We start from the raw sequence: 18,261 nt of genomic DNA on the forward strand, positions 1-18,261 counted from the left end.
GCAGCCGAACGTGCCGTCAGCGACCGATGTAGAGGAATCGCAAGTAGCACGCGAACGACAATCCACGCTGCCGGAGCTTGGCAGCCTCGACGGAGGCGCTCAGCGTCCCGTGGAGCGCGCTGTTCTGCTGGAGTGCGACGGCGCGCCGGCTGAACTCCTGTCGCTGCTGTCGAGCCTGATCTCCCGCAAAGGTGTTCTCTCGTGTAAGGCGCTTCTGGTCGTCCTCCATTTGCTTCCGTACCTTCGCACGCGACGCATCAGTCTCGGACTCGACAGCCTTACGCTGAGCGGTGAGCTGGACCCGACGGTTGGCGACTCCCTGCTCGATCGACTGTCGCTCTGACGCATCGAGGGCTCTTGGCTGCCGGGCTTCAGCAGCAGCGACCAAGTCTCTGCGCCACACATCGAGGGCGATGGCCTTGGCCTCGCCGATGCCGTGGACGTCGACGACACGGCCGCTGCTCAGCACGAGCACGGCTCCGGTGCTGTTGTACTGGGTGTTCTGCACGGACCGGTAGCCCGTGAAGTCAGCTGCCGTACGGATACCCTTGGCTGCCAGCCGCGCGGCGAGTTTCGGTCCGATGCCGTGCGGCGGGGCCTGAGCGATCAGCCGTCGGCCGAGCTGATCCCGCACGTACGCGGACTGCTTGTCGGTAAGTGCCTTGGCCAGAGCTCTGCGGAGTTCTTCCGCGAGTCCGTCGATCTTCTTGTCTATGTCGCGCTGCTTGCGGACCTTGCGCTTCTCGACCTCTTTGAGCTCAGCGTGGTACCGGGCTGTGAGCTTGCCCTGGGCTCGCAGGTAGTCAGCGGCTCGCTTCGCCTCCGCTGCGTCGAACTTCGCCTGGTCCTTGCGCAGCTTCTCGGCGGCCTTGACCGGGTCATCCAGCTGCGCCAGTTCATTCGTCAGTTCTGCGAGGGCAGCCCGTGACTGTGCCCGCTCCGCGCGACGGCCTCTGGCGAACGCAGTGAGCGCGATGGCAACGAGAACGGGCACACCTGGCCCGATCGGTGGCGCCGAGAACCCCGCGACGAACATCAAGACCGTTGCGACCAGCATGAGCGGCCAGAGCACGGCTGTGGCGACATCCAGCAGTGTCCGCGTATGGAAGCCTTCGGGTGCAGTGACCGAGGGCGCGGTCGGCGTAGAAGTAGCCTGCGGAGAAACGTGGCCAGCCATCCATCCGGGCAGTGCACCTGTATCAGGGGCGGCCACTGTGCGACCGCCCGATACCGCTGAGGCAGTCGTCGCGGCGGCCCGTTGTCTGGGCACGGCTATGGCAAGCGGTGGTAGCACGTCCAACGGCTGGAAGGCCAAGGACCGCACATGGTCGGCGAGGCCGCTCACCGTGCGGTCAGGGTGGGCCAGTAGCGTTTGCAGTCTCGTGGAGCCGCCCGAAGTCTTGAAATCGTCCTCGGTGAGCAGCAGGAACTCACCGCTGGGCTCGTGCAGCCGATGCCACAGGGTCGGGTCGGAGGCAATTGCCTTGAGGGACAAGAAGATGACCCAAGCGGAGAACCGGTCCAGCGTAGCCCCGAAGTCATCATTCCCCCGCATGGGTGACTGGTAGTTGCGGTGTCCCCGCTCAGTGCCGCCCATGCCGGCCAAAGCCGGGACGTACATTCCGTCGTAGTCGACCAGACGCAACGTGTCATCGCTCGCGACGAGCAGATTGCCGTGCTGGAGGTCACCATGGGCTATCTCGTGGGTGGCCAGATCACGGGTCAGTGCCTCGAACCGGTCAGCCAGACGGTCGACGGCGAACCGGTGGGTGTGGTTGTCGTCGAGCCAGGAGGACAGGGTGACGGCCTCGACCCATTCCATCTTCAGGACCGGATAGCGATCCCTCCCGACGCTGATGGCGTCGGGCAGATACTCGAATCCGATATTCCACGGTTGCGAGAGTTCGGCCGGGTCCAGCTGCGCGAGTCGGGAGCTGATGGCCTGGTAACGGCGTTCCTGGTCCGGGACGTGACGGGTGAAGCATTTGATCGCGTACCGCTGGCCTGAGGAGGGCGAGGTCAGCGAGAAGACGCTCGCGAAGGCGCCGGAGATGGCGCGAGGCAGACCGAGCTTGGTCAGTTCCGGCCGTGCGCCTTTGAGTTCGGGATGCTGGAAACACAGCTGCGTGTGTTGCAGCGCCTCCGCGTAATCGGCGCCGCTGGGAAACTGTCGCTGCGGACCAGTGGCCGATCCCACTTTCACCGCCCCTCGAAATCGATCCGCACGAGCGCCACGTCGTCGTTGCGCAGTTGTCGGCGGTCCCGCAGACCGTTCAGCCAGTTCTTGAATCCGGCCAGGTCGTCGGGCCCGGCGAACTCCAGCAATTGGCCTACGGCGTCGTCCTGGTCCGGGACCGACAAAAGCCACGCGGCCAGGGCGTCGGTCATCAGGAGCAGCCGGTCGCCAGGCTGGCACCAGCCTTCGGTGAACCGCGTGCGGCGAGCCAGCAACGCCACGTCACGATTGCGGCTGCCGAAGAGGTCGGGAGTTGTGCCGAACTCCTCGACGGCCGCCACCGGAAACGCCTGTACCAGCCGGTCGTCGTGCAGGTGGAACAGGCAACTGTCCCCCAGGGCGGCAGCGCGCCATCGCCAGGCCGGTTCACTTGTGTCGGGGTGGGAATCGGAGTCCGGGTCGACGCGCACCGTGAGCAGGGTCGCGTAGGCGCCCTCTGCGAGCTTGGTGTGCTCGTACCACTTCAACGGGCGCCCTTCCGCATGGCGCATCTGCGTGTACTGCACGAGCCAGGGATCCCACTGGGCCACCGCCGCCGCCGCGAACTCCTCGAAGGCGGTGCCGCCCGCCAGCAGGTCCGGCAGCGTCATGGCATGTTCGGCCGCCGCGCGGGACAGCAGGCGGGCCCAGTCCTTGGCCAGTGCGCTCTCCGTCGCACCGTCGCAGACGCCTGCGGTGAGCGGCTCCTGCAACATGTAGTCGTGTGGACGGCCGGGAAGCACAGCGACGGCGTCTTCGCATTCCGCCGCCGTGCTTCCGTGCTTAGGGGCTACGAGGTGCGTGACGTACACACATGAGGTGGAAGTCGTCACCGCAGTTCGGTGGCTCGGGTGCCGATGTCGAGGAACTGCACGACCGTGGTGATGTCCGCGTTGTATACGAAGCCACGGGTGGTCTCGCTGACCCGCTGCCCCTGCGAGGCGGCGTACGAACGCATGTGGCTGGGCAGCGGACTCGACATGGCGAACAGTGTCTGGGCGTAGCTGTCCGGGAGGCCGTCGGCCGTGTCGGGGAAAGCGGTGGGGGTTCCGCCTGCGGCAGACACATGCAGATTGAACAGCAGCGCCGCTCCGTCGGCCGTAGCGTGCGCGGTGATGGCCTCGGCGGCCGTGGTGGGGTCGCCGTCGGTCGACTCGCCGTCCGTGAGGTTGATGACGATGGGCGGGAAGCTGGCCGGGTAGCGCTCGGTCCACGCCGCGACGAGGCTCTCAGCGTACTGAAGCGCGCGGTTCATCGGGGTCCCGCCGTGGGCGACCGGGTCCATCCACAGCGGGAAGTTGACCACGGTCTCCACCAGGCCGCCGGCACCGTCAGGCACCTTCTTGCTTCGCTCGTCGACGCGGGCCGGATTGTCCGCCACCTCACTGAGAGGGACGATGTCCCGGCCGGCGAGCGAACCCGCGAACGCCGAGCCGACGGTGGCGCCGTAACCGACGACCGCGACGTGGAAGTAGTCGCGTACGCCTTCTTCCTTTGCGCACTTGACCGAGAGTTCAGTGAGGAGTCGGTTGATGGCGTCGGCAACGACATCAGCCTTCTGCTGGGGAACCTCTCCACCGATGGGATCGCTCATGGAGGTTGACTGATCGACGAGGAAGATGATGCTCGTCGGATTGCTGCGGCTGATCTCTGCCGTATACGGCACGTTGGGCTCCTGGCGGACTGTGTAGAAGTCGGTCGTCGGAGAAGCTCGTGGGGCATTGCTGACGTGCCGGTCACCGGCACGCAGGCCAAATCACCGAGATCCCCCCGGACTTATGGTAATGCGAGGACCTTGGCGTTTGGGGCGCATTCAATGCCCTCGACCAGATCCTGTGCTTCGGCATCCTCACCGGTCATCGAGCCGCGCTGTCACTCGCTCCGCTCGATCGGCCCACACATGCCAGGCAGGCAGCCGCACGCCGTTCGGCAGCAGGGCCGTGTGGCTGAGGGCGAGCCTCAAGTGGCGTGCGTCCTCCATGTCTGAGGGCGCCCCGTGGTCCAGCCGGACCTGTGCAGCGCCCGTGCCTCGGCGGACGTCGAAGTCGTAGGGGTAGCCGTCAACCGTGACGTTCCTGTCGAGCAGGACACCGGAAATCGCGTCCGTCAGCATGAGTTGAAGCCGGTCGCCAACAAGTTCGTCCTGCTGCCCGGAGTTTGTAGCGAGCGAAGGCAGTGGAGCTTTGGCCTCAGCCGCGTCCAGCAGTGCATGCGGCATGCCCGCCCGAACCGACCAGAAGTCGCGGTCGCCGAACACGATGAGATGCGAACGGGCGCGGGTGACGGCCACGTTCCACAGATTGACCTCGCGGCAGAGCCAGTTGACCGCGCTGGGGCGCATTCTCGCACCCGCGACCAAGGACAACAGGATCACGTCCTGCTGTCCTCCCTGGAACGTGTGCACCGTGCCGACCCGTACGCGCTTCTCGTGCTTCCAGCGCTCGGCGATCAGATCTTTCTGGGCACGGAAAGGAGTGACCACCCCCACCGTCGAACCTTCAGGCAGCCGCATCAGCAACCGCTCCACGGAAAGATGAACGCGCTCTGCCTCCTCCTCGTTCATCCACGACCCGTTGCTGCCTCTGCGCGCCGTTCCCACCACATCGAGCCACTGCACCGCCTCGACTCCGTCGAGGCGTCGCAAAGACCACGGTTCGGTGAGGACGGTCAGCCGGTCACCGTAACAATGCCGATTGGAAATGCCGACGATGTCCGGATGACAGCGGAAGTGCTCGTCCAGCAGCAGGGTTTCCCCTGCCGCGCGGGCAGCCGCGTGGAACGCGGAGTAGCGGCGGTGCTCGAACCGGTGCTCGTCAAGCCAGCTCGCCCGCAGCCCCGCCCCACGGTGTGCCTCCGCCTCCTGCCGGGGCTGAAGTGTCGTGATGTGCTGCAACTGCATGGGATCCCCGATCACGAGGGCCCGCCGTGCGCGGAAGAGCAGAGGCAGCACATCCGGCGTGGAGCACTGGCTCGCCTCATCGACGATGACCAGGTCGAAGAGGGCGGCGCGGTCCCGGAACCGTCGTGGGGACCTCGCGGTGACGGCCCAGCCGGACACTTGCGGCAGGATCCGCTCCAAGGACGACCACTGCCGCGGTGATCGTGACTTCACGGCGTCGATGCGGTCGTGTATGGCCGCACGTGCGGTCATTGCCTGCTCCGCCACCGAAGCCTGCAGCAGTGCTGCCGACGTCTCTCGAACCTGTCGATCGGTCTCCCGGAGCATCATGAGAAGTTCGGCGTCGTCCGGTGCCGCATCGGCTTCGGTGCTCTTCCGTCGCCAGGCGGCTTCGGCTTCCGCGAAAGACAGCAGGTCGGCGAAGTCTTGGCGCCCTGCAACCTGTACGGGCAGCGGGGCGAGAGCGCGCAGGCATCGGCCCCGCAGCCAACCTCCGAAGATCCCGAGGCGGACCGCCGTGCGAGCCCGGCGCAGCCACCGGCCGAGGGAAACATCGTCGCCCAGAGCGGCGGCAAGCGTCCGAGGGTCGCCATGGTGTCGTTCGGCGTAGGAGAAGCGCAGCCGGCCGAGGGCGGCCAGCTCTCGTTCCCGACGGGCGACCAGCGCGAGTTGACGACGTAGCGCCTCCTGCCCCCGAAGGTGGTTCCGCAGTTCACCGCGGTACATCTGGGAAGACTGGTGAGGCCGGACGCTGCGGGTGAGCTGCTCCAGCGTCCGCAACTCATGCTCGACGGCCGTCTGATTGCCCGTCCGTACGAGAAGTCCCGGAGCCAGGGCTTCACAACGCTCCCAGACCTCGTCCACCGCCTTGTTGTTGGTCGAGGCGACGAGCACGGTCTGGCCGGCCGCTCTGGCCGTGGCGACCGCGTTGACGATGAGCTGGCTCTTCCCGGTGCCAGGCGGCCCGGTGGCAACCGTGAGCTTGCGGACCATGGCAGCCCGGATGACCGCTCGCTGTCCTTCGTTCAGTTCCAGGGGAGCGACAACCTGTACCTCTTGCTCGGCGCTCTCGTCCGCTCCTGATGCCGCCGGCGCAGTAAATGCTCCGAGCGCGGTGCCTGCGAACTGCCCCACGCTCTTTTGCAGCGTTCTGTAGTCCTTCATCAGCTGTGCGGTGGCCGCGGTGTCCGGCCGTGCGGCGAAGACGACCGCCACATTGCGGACGCCCTCATGCGCGGCGTACAGCGAGCTGCCGTCACCGAGCGATCCGGGATCGAGGTGCTCCGTGTCGGGCAGTCCCAGCTCCTGCAGCAGACTGCGCAGGTCACGGACCATGTCCTCACGAAATCCCGGCCGCCAGTTGGGCTGGTAGGCGGCGAGCAGTTCTTTGCCCTCGTCCTTGCCCAGCCGGTCGAGGACGAGTTTGGGATGCAGGGCGATCGGTCCTGTGGGTGTGACCATGCTGCGTCCCTGCGGACCGCGTTCGATCTCGATCTGACGCATGGCGAGCGGCGCGCACACCTGCCGCTTGCCGTCGTAGAGGACGGCGACGGGGTATCCGTACCAGAGGTCGGCGCCATCCTTGAGGGCACGCTCGGCGAGGTCCACGACACGTTCCGGCGCTTGAACCGTGGTTTCCGTGCCGGAGAGCAGGACTTCCTCCCCGGCTGGCCAGACCGCGCGTGGAGGATCGCTTCCCACCAGTGGCAGCAGTTCGTCGGTGGCGTTCTCCGCCTCCAGACAGTGCTGGTAGTACGTCAGCAACTGTGCCCATTCGACGTCAGTGAAGGCGGAGTCGTCGTGTACCGCCTGGGTGGCCTTGACTGGTGCCGGAGTCACCCCACCGGCTCCGTCGGCCACTGCGGTGTGCCCGGCAGGCAGCGGCTTGAGGGCGGGTATCTGACGGCCGACGGCGGCACGGGCGAGATAGATGTCGCCGGTCACGTGAAGACTGGACTGGGTCGGCGTCTGCCGGCGTCCGTCGGCTGCTTTCTGCAGGTCACGGCTGATGTGCCGAAACAGATCGTTCGCGGAGACCTGTCCGTCGCCGTCCAAGTCCGCCTGTCCGGAGTGCAGACCTTCGACGATCGCCCTGGTGAACTGCGAGGGTTGATCCGCATCAGTGGTGAATGCTTGCTCCCAGTGCTGTGACGCGGTGATGACGTGCACTCCACCGGCCTCGACGACCGGTGCAGTGGCCGACTGTGAAGCCCCCTTGCTGCGGAAGCCCTGCGCTGCCGCTGAAACAGCAGTCGAGCAACAGGACTTTACGGCGAGCCGCACATTTCTCCAACTGGTCGGTCACGAAAGAGGCGTCGAGGGCGGTCTGCTGTATCCGATCGGCCTCGGTGTCCGTGGTGACGTAGTACAGCTGGCCGTCTTCACGGTCGTACGCCCCGTGACCGCTGAGATAGAGCACGACCAGTTCGTCAGGCTCGCGTTCCCTCAGAAACCGTTCGACGGCCTGCTTGATCGCCGCCTTCGACGAGTCCTCGACCCGAACGCACGCCTCGTACCCTCCGACCGCCGGCATCTCCAGCACCTGACTCAGGTAGTGAACGTCTGCGCGCACGGAGGGCAGAGCGGGGAAGGCTACGTCCGCATAGGCGGCGGTGCCCACGAGTAAGGCATGTTTGCGGCTCATCGGTCGTCTCCCGAACCGGTCTCCGGCCTGTCGCCCTGGCCGTCCCGCAGTGCCTTCACCTCGCGCCCGGACACTCCGCCCTTGAACTCCGTGACCGTTCCGTCGGAATGCACCACGCGCACGCTGCGGCTCTTCCGGACCTCGACCCACGCCTTGATGGCGGTCCTCGCCAGCGCGAGGGTGCCTGTGGTGAGGATGAGCACGACCTCCGGGGTCAGCAGTGCCGGCCATTTCGCACCCTCCGTACCTCGCGGCGCCTCAGGCGGGGCAAAGCGCACTTCTGCGCCGTCCAGCCGGTTCAGCACCTCACGGAGCTCCTTCGCTTCGAGCTCCGCATGTCGCGGGTCGGCGCCGAACACCTGGATGCGCGCGGACTCGATCTCGTCGGACATCTTTCCCCTCGCACTGCTGACTTGCATGTAATGAAAGAGTTACGGGCGCTGCTGATTCGCCGTCACCCCAGCGATTCTTCCTGTCCCCCGTGATCCGGGTGCCCAACGCCTGCGCCTTGCGCCCTCGTCCGGAACTCGCAGGATCCCGTACAGCGGCTCACCGAGGTCCGCCCATCTCTGGAGGGCGTCCCGGTCCACCAGGTAAATCCCATAGCGGGGACCGCTGGCTCGCGCAGCTGCCGTAAAACCACCGGTGGTGACGATCACGGCGAAGTGGGCACCATGGTCGTGGCGGTACGTTCCATTGACCCGCTGGACGTCCTGGTCCCCGACCTTTCGGTCCGCCCGCAGCCGCTTGCACTGCACGACGACCCGCCGTTGCGAATGATCGACGACAAGTACGTCGGCGCCTTTGTCCCCCGCTTTACCCACATGTTCCGCGGTCAGTCCGTCCCTGCGCAGCAGGGAACAGACTGCCAGCTCGAACTCCTGGGGGGCGAGGGCATCGAGATGAGCCAGCGAATAGCGCACCGGCCCCGCGGGCAGCGCCGAGCGACTGGCCCATCTCTGTACGGCCATCCGCCCCGGCTTCAGGCCCAGCCCCACTGCCACAGCGGTCAGCGCGGTGCCTGTCCACACCGGCCATTGCTCGGCTGCCCGCCACAGCCCACTGACCCCGGCCAGGGCACCCACGCCCCACACCCACCAGGGAACTGCAGCCCATCCTCCCTGGCTCCGCCGACGCCGCATCAGACCTCCGGTCCGAAGAGCGCCCACATACCGAATGCGAGACCGAACAACGCGAGTCCCGCCAGGTCGGTAATCGTGACCAGAGTGGAGGCATGGTCTCGGCAACGCGCGAACAGCCCCCTGCGCCTGCGACGACACGGCCGGTGGAACGCTGTCGGCCCCCCGCAACGCGACACCAGCACGGACCCACCGATCACCAGTAACGCGATGACAAGCAGCAACGGATCCCCCGGTTCCCCAAACAAGTCTTCATGAGTATCGGGAAAACCACTGTCCCGACCAGTACTTCTTCAGCCGAATCGATGGAAGCGGAGGACGCATGGGAGCGCTGACGAGGTTCACTCGTTCCTCCCGCGCGCCATCCTGGCGCTCCGCAGGCGCTTCCCGATCTTCGACTACGCCCTGTGCATCCGCTGCCCCATGGACCCTTTGCTTCGACGAGTACACGTTCCAGCGTGGTGGGAGCAGCGGCCGGATGCCCCTGGTACGCCAGCTCGCCGAGCGGTGCGCGGCCTCAGGCTCTCACCGATCCTCCTCCCCCAGCACCTGGCCGTTGCCACGCTCGCGGCGAGACTGGCCACCTCCGACGGCGCACGCGACTGGCCTGTCGGCGCGCCGAAGTGCTTGTCGACGTGGCCGACGGCCTGAGCGACTCTCGACCTGCGCCTATCGCAAGTGAAGTCGGCAATGCGGGCCCCATTACCGCTTGCCTGCTGCGAGAGACTGCGGGGCTGCTGACGCATAGCTCTCTGCAAAAATCGTCGACACGGCTTGGGCGCCGGAGCAGTCTGGCTTGATCAAGGCGACACGGAGCGGCAACGGGCACGTCGCCGTCCTGGCCTAGGACGGCCGCGACTTCCTGAAGTACGGCAGGCAACTCGCGAGGAGTAGGCGGAGCAAGTCTGGCCAGCGATGCCCGGCAGTTCCTCGCGCCAACGACGGAGGCCACTGTTCCAGATTCGCCCCTGGACCGGCCCTGTCAACCGGCCCAACGTCGCGTTCGCTCGCCAGAAAATCGCTGGCTGCCATCCAACCTCTGTGCAGCGTCGTCGAGTTGGCCGTCCTGGATTGTCAGCGCCGGTCGCTATCGTCGAATGCCGAACCGAGGAACACCTGACCTCGCCCGCAGGGCACTGACCACCCCCTTCACCGTTAAGGACTGCCCGTGACCTACGTACGCCCCCACTACCGCCGCGACGGCACCTACGTCAAAGGCCACAACCGCCGCAGCCGGCCCCGCGCCGCGCAGCCCCATGCGGCGTCCCGACGTACAGCCCCACGTCCCACTCCTGGGCCGCGGCCCCGCCCAATCTCCACTGGACCGACAGCCTATGTCCGTCCCTACTACCGCTCGGACGGTACCCGTGTACGCGGGCACCACCGGTCCATCAGCCCTCGCACCCTCGCCGTGGCGGCGGGCACGGGCGGATGCGGTCTCCTGCTGTTCCTGTTACTGCTGGCCCTGGCCAGCGGACCGGAAACAGGCAACAAGGCACCGTCCGGCGTGACGCCATCGCACTCGGCATCGGTCTCGGCGACGCACCACCCCTAGACCACAGCCCACACGGTAGTGGCCCCCTCGAAGCTGACGGGGCCCCTACCGCCCGCAGCCGTGTTAAAGAGAAGATCGGCGCGGGCGGTACCACTGATCTCTCTCGCCGTGTGCCATCAAGCGCGACCAATAAGAGCACGGCACATCACTGGGGCCGTCCCACAGACGACGTCGACTTCCGCCTACGCCCGCGGAGCCGTGCTCTGTCTCCAAGTCCGAGCCCTACGGCACCCCAGCGCCGCATGCTGGCGAGCCGCTGACGAGGCCACCCCCGCTGTCCTAAGCCCCACTCTCGACGTCAGCGCCACCTAGCGCCGCGTGGCCGACTACGACTGGGAAGACGACTGGGTCTTCGAAGACCCGCGGTTCAACTCATCGACGGTCCGGACGAGGTCCTGCTGGGGTTCCTCTCACGGCTGGTCAACCCCGCGGTACAGTCCGATATCGACCAAGCGGCCAAGCGTGCGGCCGAATTCAACCGGCTGCCGTCACCTGACGGCTGGCCCTGCAAGCCCCGATTTTTGTGTCCGGACGCCCCATCTTCACACCAGCCTCGGTACGCCCCACCGACCCGACCATCCCCCTTCCCCTGCGAGATGACGAAGTGGGCAAACTCGACCTGGTCCTCGGACAGACCCACCATTTCTTCGGCGAGGACGGTGAGGGGTTGGCGCGAGACCTCATCCGCTCAAAGTGGGCCACGACCCACGGATTTTCACCAAGAGCCCACAAAGAAGAAACCCCGACAGGCCGCACCCGACGCATCGTCACCTGCATGAACGGCCACATGACGCTTCATCAGAATGTGCGTCAAACGTGCGTCACATGCGTCGAATGTGCGTCAAGATATCGCCCGTAACGCCCACAGCGCACACAATGCACACTCGACGGAACAGCAGGTCAGCGGCCCTTCTCAGCAGGCTCCAAAATCGCCACACACTCCACATGATGCGTCATCGGAAACAGATCGAACGCCCGAAGCGTCCTCACCCGGTATCCGCCCTCCCGGAAGTACGCCAAGTCCCGGGCCAGCGCGGCGGGATCGCAGGCGACGTAGGCGATCCTGCGGGCGCCCAGGGATGCGAGGTGGGCGACCGTGGTGCGGCCCGCGCCGGCGCGGGGCGGGTCGAGGACGATCAGGTCGACCTCGGTGATGCCCGTGCGCGGGAGGACCGACTCGACCTTGCCCTGTTCGATGCGGACGCGGGGGAAGTCGGCGAGATTGTGGCGGGCGTCCTCGACCGCTCGTTTGCCGGACTCGATACCGAGGACCGCGCCCTTCTCACCGAGTCGGTCGGCCAACGCGCCCGCGAACAAGCCCACTCCGCAGTAGAGGTCGAGAGCCATCTCGCCCTTGCGGGGCAGCAGGCCCTGCATCACGGCCGTCACCAGCGTGTCGGCCGCCTTCGGGTGGACCTGCCAGAAGCCGCCGTTTCCGACGCGGTAGGTACGGCCGTCCGCGCGCTCGCGGACGAAGGGGCGGCCGTGGACGCGGTGCACGCCGCCCGACTTCTCGTCCACCCGGAGGACCGAGACCGGCTTGTCCAGTTCGACCAGGGGGAGGCGGGCGCCGGGGCGCGGGGTCAGGATCACCTGGCGGTCCTGGGAACCCGTCGCCGCGATCGCCTCCACCGACTCCATGCCGGTCCAGTCCCGCCGCTCGATGCCGAGCTCGGACACCCCAGCCGCCGCGATCATGCAGTGGTCGATCTCCTCGACCTCGTGCGAGCGGTGCCTGCGCAGGCCCGCCTTGCCGGTCGCGGCGTCCACCGCGTACTGCACGCGCGTGCGCCACTGCGGGACCTGCCCCGCCGGCAGCTTGTCGCCCTCCGCCGGCATCACCGTGCCGTCCCAGCCGGCCTCTTCGGGCGTGAGGCCCGCGAGCCGCTCCAGCTGCTCGGCGATCACCTCGCCCTTCAGCCGGCGCTGGGCACCGGGCTTGGCGTGCTGCCAGTCGCAGCCGCCGCAGCGGCCGGGGCCGGCGAAGGGGCAGGGGGCCTCGACGCGGTCCTTGGAGGGCTCCATGATCCGCACGGCGTCCGCGCGGAGGAAGCGGGCTCCCTCCTCGCCCTCGGTCACCCTCGCCACCACCCGCTCGCCGGGCAGCGCATGCCGGACGAACAGCACCTGGCCCTCGGCCGTACGGGCGATGCAGTGGCCGCCGTGGGCGACGGGGCCGATCTCGACCTCGTACTCCTCCCCGACCAGCGACTTCTTCGGTTCTGCCTGCATGGCGGGGTGACTCCAGATCGGGAACGGGAAACGGCCGGACAACAGCCCACCAGTCTACGTGGCTGCCACCCGGCCGTTCACCACAGGCCGAGCCCCGGCTCAGTCCCCGAGCTCAGGCCCGAGCCCAGGCCCCAAGCCCAGGCCCCAGGCCCCGAGCGCCCGGTCTCCGCGCTCAGTCCTTCGCCGGCGACGGCTCCTTGGCCCGATCCGCCGTCGGCCCCCGCCGCACCGCACCGGGCGCGTTCCACTCCTGCCGCTTGCGGGCCCGCAGCTTGGCCGCCTCGGAGGAGGCCAGCTGGTAGGGCACGGAGGTGACCATCACGCCGGGGGTGAAGAGCAGGCGGCCCTTCAGGCGCAGGGCGCTCTGGTTGTGCAGCAGATGCTCGTACCAGTGGCCGACGACGTACTCGGGGATGATCACCGACACCGCGTCCCTGGGCGACTGCGCGCGCAGGCTCTTCACGTACTCGATGACCGGGCGGGTGACCTCGCGGTACGGCGAGTCGAGCACCTTCAGCGGTACGTCGATGCCGCGCCGCTCCCACTCCTCGCGCAGCGCCCTTGTCTCGGCCGCGTCGACGTTGACCGTGAGCGCCTCCAGTCCGTCCGAGCGCATCAACTTGGCGTACGCCAGGGCGCGCAGCGTCGGGCGGTGGATCTTCGAGATCAGCACCACCGAGTGCACCCGCGACGGCCGGGTCATGTCGTCGTCCGCCGGGTCCTCGGGAGCCGCGAGCTCCTCGGCCACGCCGTCGTAGTGCTTCCGGATCGCGGTCATCGTCGCGTAGAAGATGCACATGCCCAGCAGGGCGACCCAGGCGCCGTGCGTGAACTTGGTGACCAGGACGACGACGAGCACCAGGCCGGTGAAGAAGGCGCCGAACGCGTTGATCGCGCGGGAGCGGATCATGTGACGGCGCTTGGCCTGGTCCTTCTCGACCGCGAGGTGGCGGTTCCAGTGCCGGACCATGCCGGTCTGGCTGAGCGTGAAGGACACGAACACACCGACGATGTACAGCTGGATCAGCCGCGTGGAGTCCGCGCCGTAGATGATCGTGAGCATGGCCGCCGCGCCCGCGAGCAGCACGATGCCGTTGGAGAAGGCGAGACGGTCGCCGCGGGTGTGCAGCTGGCGCGGGAGGTAGCGGTCCTGGGCGAGGATCGAGCCGAGCAGCGGGAAGCCGTTGTACGCCGTGTTCGCCGCGAGGAAGAGGACCAGGGCCGTGGCCGCCGCCAGGACGACGAACAGGAAGCTGCCCTTGCCGAAGACCGCCTCGGCGACCTGGGAGATCACCGGGTTCTGGACGTAGCCGGAGCCGAGCGGGACGCCGTTGTGGATCAGGTCGGTGGCCGGGTTCTCGGCCATGTGGACCTTGGTCGTCATGGCGAGGGCGATGATGCCGCAGAACATGGTGACGGCCAGCAGGCCCATCATCGCGAGCGTCGTCGCCGCGTTCTTCGACTTCGGCTTGCGGAAGGCCGGGACGCCGTTGGAGATGGCCTCGACACCGGTGAGCGCGGCACAGCCGGAGGAGAAGGCGCGCAGCAGCAGGAAGACGAGCGCGAAGCCGGCCAGGCCCTGGTGCTCGGCCTTGATGTGATAGTCGGCCGTGGGGGCGTGCATGGTGTCGCCGAGGGCCAGACCGCGGAAGGCACCCCACGCGATCATGATGAAGACGCCGCCGACGAAGACGTACGTCGGGATCGCGAAGAGCTTGCCCGACTCCTTCACGCCGCGCAGGTTCATCAGCGTCAGCAGCACGATCACCGCGATCGCGCACAGCACCTTGTGCTGGACCACGAAGGGGATCGCGGAGCCCAGATTCTCGATGCCGGAGGCGATGGAGACGGCGACGGTGAGGACGTAGTCGACGAGCAGGGCGCTGGCGACCGTGAGGCCGGCCTTGGCACCCAGGTTGGTGGTGGCGACCTCGTAGTCGCCGCCGCCGCTCGGATACGCGTGGACGTTCTGCCGGTACGAGGCGACCACCGTGAACATCAGCACGACGACCGCGACGGCGATCCAGGGGCTGAAGTGGTACGCCGACACGCCCGCGATGGACAGGACCAGCAGGACCTCGCCCGGCGCGTAGGCGACGGAGGAGAGCGGGTCGGAGGCGAAGACGGGGAGTGCGATGCGCTTCGGCAGCAGGGTTTCACCCAGCCGGTCACTGCGCAGTGCGCGCCCGATCAGGATCCGTTTGGGCACGTCGGTCAGTTTGGACACGACAGAGGATCGTAGGCCTTCGAACAGGCAGCCGCCCACCCGGTGTCACAGATCTGCCTCATGAGTGAAATCACAGGCGCGAACAACTGCGGATTCCGTGGTCCGCGCGCTCCCCGTGCCTAGATGGCAGACCCCGCCTGTCATCGCACCTCGGAGGTTGCATGCCCGCGACCGCGGAGCTGATCGGGGCGACGTTCGCCCTCCTCGGCGTCGGAATCCTCACCCTGTGCAGCGTGCGCAGCATCACTCGCCGGCGCCCGCACCCGGCGATCGCCGAGGCGGAACGGCAACCCGTACACACATGACCGCGCGCCCGGTACGCGAATCCACGCGCCCCGGCCGCGAGCGGTCACCGATCTGCACGCGAGTGATCCGCGACCCGCACGCGGGATCATCGACAAGCGCGTACACACGACCGACCGACCGTCGCACCTGAGCACCGACCTGACCATCGCTCGGACCACCGCCCTGAGCACTGTCCTGATCACCACCCCGCGCATCCACATGTTCGCTGACCCTGCTCACGCGCATGATCGCGGACGGTGATCATGGCGAACCCCCGCACGGGGGTGCCCACCCCGTGGCGCCGCTGTGTAGCTTTGGGCGTCGGTCTGAGACCCTGATGCTGAGCAGTAACTTTTGGACACGGAAGGACGGTCGTGCACATCGTCATCATGGGCTGCGGAAGAGTGGGTTCCGCTCTCGCCCAGACCCTGGAGCAACAGGGCCATACAGTCGCCGTGATCGACCAGGATCCCACCGCCTTCCGTCGGCTCGGCCCCGGTTTCGGGGGCCGCCGGGTCACCGGTGTCGGCTTCGACCAGGACACCCTGCGCGAGGCGGGCATCGAGGAGGCCGGTGCCTTCGCCGCCGTCTCCAGCGGTGACAACTCCAACATCATCTCCGCGCGCGTGGCCCGCGAGATGTTCGGCGTGGAGAACGTGGCGGCCCGGATCTACGACCCCCGCCGCGCCGAGGTCTACCAGCGCCTGGGCATCCCCACCGTGGCGACGGTCCGCTGGACCGCCGACCAGATGCTGCGCCGGCTGCTGCCGTCGGGCGCCGAACCGCTGTGGCGCGACCCCACCGGCGGGGTGCAGCTCGCCGAGGTGCACGCCTCCCCGAAGTGGGTCGGCCACAAGATCAGCAAGCTGCAGGAGGAGACGGGCGTCCGCGTGGCGTTCCTGACCCGGCTGGGCGAGGCGATCCTGCCGACCTCGCAGACGGTGCTGCAGGAGGGCGACCTCGTGCACGTGATGATGCGGACGGACGACGTGGACAAGGTCGAGGCGTCGTTCGCCCAGGGCCCGGAAGAGGAGGGCGGTCACTGATGAGGGTCGCCATTGCCGGAGCCGGCGCCGTCGGCCGCTCGATCGCGGCCGAGCTGCTGGAGAACGGCCACGAGGTCCTGCTCGTCGACAAGGCCCCGACCGCCATCTCGGTGGAGCGGGTGCCGCAGGCGGAATGGCTGCTGGCCGATGCCTGTGAGATCACGTCCCTGGACGAGGCGGCGCTGCAGCGCTGCAACGTCGTCATCGCCGCGACCGGCGACGACAAGGTCAACCTGGTCGTCTCGCTGCTCGCCAAGACGGAGTACGGCGTCCCGCGCGTCGTCGCCCGCGTCAACAACCCGAAGAACGAGTGGCTGTTCAACGAGGCCTGGGGCGTGGACGTGGCCGTCTCCACCCCGCGCCTGATGTCCGCCCTGGTGGAGGAGGCGGTGAGCGTCGGCGACCTGGTCCGGCTGCTCCGCTTCAGCCACGGCGACGCCAACCTCGTGGAGCTGACCCTGCCCGAGGAGTCGGCCCTGGCCGGCACCCAGGTCGGCGATGTCCAGTGGCCGGAGGACACCTCGCTGGTCACGATCATCCGCGGCACCCGCGTCCTCACCCCCTCCAGGGAGGACTCCCTGGAGCCTGGCGACGAGCTGCTGTTCGTGGCCGCCCAGGCCCGGGAGGAGCAGCTGGAGGAGCTGCTGTCGGTGCGGCGCGAAGAAAGCTGACGTGCACGACGAAGGGCGCCCTTGCTGCCAAGGGCGCCCTTTTCGCGTCGTACGACGGCTCGCTACGCGTCCCGGCGGTGCCGGCCGGCCGCCTCCGTGGCCGCCGCCTTCCTCTCCTCGGCCGCCTTCTCCTCCGCCTCCATCTCCGCGAAGACGTCGATCGGTGCGGGCGCCTTCGCCAGGAAGACCCAGGTGAGCCAGACCGCCAGCAGGAACGGCGGGATCTTCAGGGCGACCAGGACCCAGCCGAGCTTGGTGGTGTCGGACCACCAGTAGAGCGGGAAGAGGATCGCGCACTTGGCCAGCAGGATCAGGCCCCAGGCCCAACTCGCCTTCGCGTAGGCCTTCTTGCGGCCGGGGTTGCGGGTGCGCCAGGAGAGGTTCTCCTTGAAGACCGGGCCCAGGATCAGGCCGATCAGGGGTACACCGGCGAGGGTCGTGACGATGTACGCCACCGCGAGGCCCAGCGTGTAGAGCATGCCGGGGAGGTAGAAGTCCTTGGCGTTTCCGGTGAACATCGCGAAGACGACGCCGAAGGCCACGCCGAAGACGCCGCTGAAGGCGTGCTTGACGGTGTCCTTCATCGCGAGGCGGACCACGACCAGGACCAGGGAGACGATCAGTGCGGCGATCGCCGACACGTGCAGGTTCTTGTCGATCGTGAAGATCGCGACGAAGAGCAGGCCCGGCACGACCGTCTCGACCATGCCGCGGACCCCGCCGAACGCCTCGAACAGGGCGGCCTCGGTCACCGCCCGGGCGTCGTCGGTCTGCGCCTGACCGGCGTCTTCGGTCGGCTTGTCGAGGGACGTCACCGGCTACTCCCGTCCGAGGGGTCGCAGTTCGTACTTGGGGTTGAACAGCACCCGGCGGCCTCGGCTCATGGAGATCCGGCCCGATGCGATCAGCTTGCGTCCCGGTTCTATGCCCACGATGGAACGCCTGCCGAGCCACACCACGTCCAGTGCCGCGGAGCCGTCGAACAGCTCGGCCTCCAGGGCCGGGACTCCGGCGCGCGGACGCAGGGTGACCGTGCGCAAGGTACCAGTTACGGTGACGATCTGCCGGTCCTGGCAGTCGCCGATCCTGATGCAGCCCGTGGTCTCGGCGTCTTCCCGCAGCTCCGCGGACTCCAGGTCCTCCTGCGACGAGGAAAGCCGGTCGAGCATGCGCCGGAACCGGCCGGCCGGCTTCTCGGAACGGGGAACAGCACTCATACCTGAAGCGTACCGGGGCACACCGACACCGCCGTAGCCCCGATCACACCTCGAAACCGCAGGACCGCTCACTTCTCGAACCGATACCCCATCCCCGGCTCCGTGATACCCCATCCCCCGGGGGGCAACCC

14 protein-coding genes are annotated in these 18,261 nt (G+C 67.7%); 3 read left to right on the forward strand and 11 right to left on the reverse strand.

The window, feature by feature from the left end:
• Positions 1-16: 16 nt before the first annotated feature.
• The 9 genes from O1G22_RS10925 to O1G22_RS10965 form a co-directional block, all read right to left on the reverse strand.
• Entirely contained in the window at positions 17-2,197 is a 2,181-nt protein-coding gene (locus O1G22_RS10925; protein ID WP_270081185.1) for an AarF/UbiB family protein, read from the reverse strand.
• A gap of 2 nt (positions 2,198-2,199) precedes the next feature.
• Positions 2,200-2,931 (reverse strand): hypothetical protein, encoded by a 732-nt coding sequence (locus tag O1G22_RS10930; RefSeq protein WP_270081186.1) that lies wholly within the window; start codon positions 2,929-2,931, stop codon positions 2,200-2,202.
• Positions 2,932-3,044: 113 nt separating this feature from the next.
• Entirely contained in the window at positions 3,045-3,809 is a 765-nt protein-coding gene (locus O1G22_RS10935) for a vWA domain-containing protein (protein ID WP_270081187.1), read from the reverse strand.
• Between the two features lie 255 nt (positions 3,810-4,064).
• On the reverse strand, positions 4,065-7,283 hold the full coding sequence (locus tag O1G22_RS10940) for an AAA domain-containing protein (protein WP_270081188.1): 3,219 nt from the start codon (positions 7,281-7,283) through the stop codon (positions 4,065-4,067).
• The gene (locus O1G22_RS10945; RefSeq protein WP_270081189.1) at positions 7,234-7,758 is read right to left on the reverse strand and encodes a caspase family protein; all 525 of its coding nucleotides are present in this window, start codon (positions 7,756-7,758) and stop codon (positions 7,234-7,236) included. Before O1G22_RS10945 ends, O1G22_RS10940 begins: the two co-directional genes overlap by 50 nt.
• Positions 7,755-8,150, reverse strand: a complete 396-nt coding sequence (locus O1G22_RS10950; RefSeq protein WP_270081190.1) for a hypothetical protein — start codon at positions 8,148-8,150, stop codon at positions 7,755-7,757. Before O1G22_RS10950 ends, O1G22_RS10945 begins: the two co-directional genes overlap by 4 nt.
• A gap of 39 nt (positions 8,151-8,189) precedes the next feature.
• Positions 8,190-8,843 (reverse strand): restriction endonuclease, encoded by a 654-nt coding sequence (locus O1G22_RS10955; RefSeq protein ID WP_270081191.1) that lies wholly within the window; start codon positions 8,841-8,843, stop codon positions 8,190-8,192.
• Positions 8,844-11,352: 2,509 nt separating this feature from the next.
• Positions 11,353-12,684: a class I SAM-dependent RNA methyltransferase gene (locus O1G22_RS10960; RefSeq protein WP_270081192.1), complete on the reverse strand. Its 1,332-nt coding sequence runs from the start codon at positions 12,682-12,684 to the stop codon at positions 11,353-11,355.
• 172 nt (positions 12,685-12,856) lie between these two features.
• Positions 12,857-14,911 (reverse strand): APC family permease, encoded by a 2,055-nt coding sequence (locus tag O1G22_RS10965; protein WP_270081193.1) that lies wholly within the window; start codon positions 14,909-14,911, stop codon positions 12,857-12,859.
• Between the two features lie 161 nt (positions 14,912-15,072).
• Here O1G22_RS10965 and O1G22_RS10970 point away from each other — a divergent pair, with 161 nt between their 5' ends.
• The 3 genes from O1G22_RS10970 (at position 15,073) to O1G22_RS10980 (ending at position 16,913) form a co-directional block, all read left to right on the forward strand.
• On the forward strand, positions 15,073-15,216 hold the full coding sequence (locus tag O1G22_RS10970; protein WP_270086699.1) for a hypothetical protein: 144 nt from the start codon (positions 15,073-15,075) through the stop codon (positions 15,214-15,216).
• 354 nt (positions 15,217-15,570) lie between these two features.
• Complete coding sequence (locus tag O1G22_RS10975; RefSeq protein WP_225102029.1) at positions 15,571-16,242, forward strand: potassium channel family protein; 672 nt, start codon at positions 15,571-15,573, stop codon at positions 16,240-16,242.
• Positions 16,242-16,913 carry a potassium channel family protein gene (locus O1G22_RS10980; RefSeq protein ID WP_225102028.1) on the forward strand — a complete coding sequence of 224 codons (672 nt, stop codon included), beginning with the start codon at positions 16,242-16,244 and terminating at the stop codon, positions 16,911-16,913. The genes O1G22_RS10975 and O1G22_RS10980 overlap by 1 nt, the downstream gene beginning before the upstream one ends.
• 62 nt (positions 16,914-16,975) lie before the next feature.
• Here O1G22_RS10980 and O1G22_RS10985 read toward each other — a convergent pair whose 3' ends face one another.
• Together O1G22_RS10985 and O1G22_RS10990 are read right to left on the reverse strand one after the other, a co-directional pair.
• Positions 16,976-17,728, reverse strand: coding sequence for a DUF3159 domain-containing protein (locus O1G22_RS10985; protein WP_270081194.1), 753 nt, complete (start codon positions 17,726-17,728; stop codon positions 16,976-16,978).
• 3 nt (positions 17,729-17,731) lie between these two features.
• Complete coding sequence (locus O1G22_RS10990; protein ID WP_270081195.1) at positions 17,732-18,130, reverse strand: OB-fold nucleic acid binding domain-containing protein; 399 nt, start codon at positions 18,128-18,130, stop codon at positions 17,732-17,734.
• Positions 18,131-18,261 lie beyond the last annotated feature (131 nt).

This window comes from Streptomyces camelliae (genome assembly GCF_027625935.1).
Taxonomy (GTDB): domain Bacteria; phylum Actinomycetota; class Actinomycetes; order Streptomycetales; family Streptomycetaceae; genus Streptomyces; species Streptomyces camelliae.

Excerpts from the sequence above, each read along its gene's own strand:
- O1G22_RS10930 (WP_270081186.1), bottom strand. The coding sequence starts at position 2,931 with ATGTTGCAGGAGCCGCTCACCGCAGGCGTCTGCGACGGTGCGACGGAG.
- O1G22_RS10935 (WP_270081187.1), bottom strand. The coding sequence starts at position 3,809 with ATGAGCGATCCCATCGGTGGAGAGGTTCCCCAGCAGAAGGCTGATGTC.
- O1G22_RS10945 (WP_270081189.1), bottom strand. The coding sequence starts at position 7,758 with ATGAGCCGCAAACATGCCTTACTCGTGGGCACCGCCGCCTATGCGGAC.
- O1G22_RS10950 (WP_270081190.1), bottom strand. The coding sequence starts at position 8,150 with ATGTCCGACGAGATCGAGTCCGCGCGCATCCAGGTGTTCGGCGCCGAC.
- O1G22_RS10960 (WP_270081192.1), bottom strand. The coding sequence starts at position 12,684 with ATGCAGGCAGAACCGAAGAAGTCGCTGGTCGGGGAGGAGTACGAGGTC.
- O1G22_RS10970 (WP_270086699.1), top strand. The coding sequence starts at position 15,073 with ATGCCCGCGACCGCGGAGCTGATCGGGGCGACGTTCGCCCTCCTCGGC.
- O1G22_RS10980 (WP_225102028.1), top strand. The coding sequence starts at position 16,242 with ATGAGGGTCGCCATTGCCGGAGCCGGCGCCGTCGGCCGCTCGATCGCG.
- O1G22_RS10990 (WP_270081195.1), bottom strand. The coding sequence starts at position 18,130 with ATGAGTGCTGTTCCCCGTTCCGAGAAGCCGGCCGGCCGGTTCCGGCGC.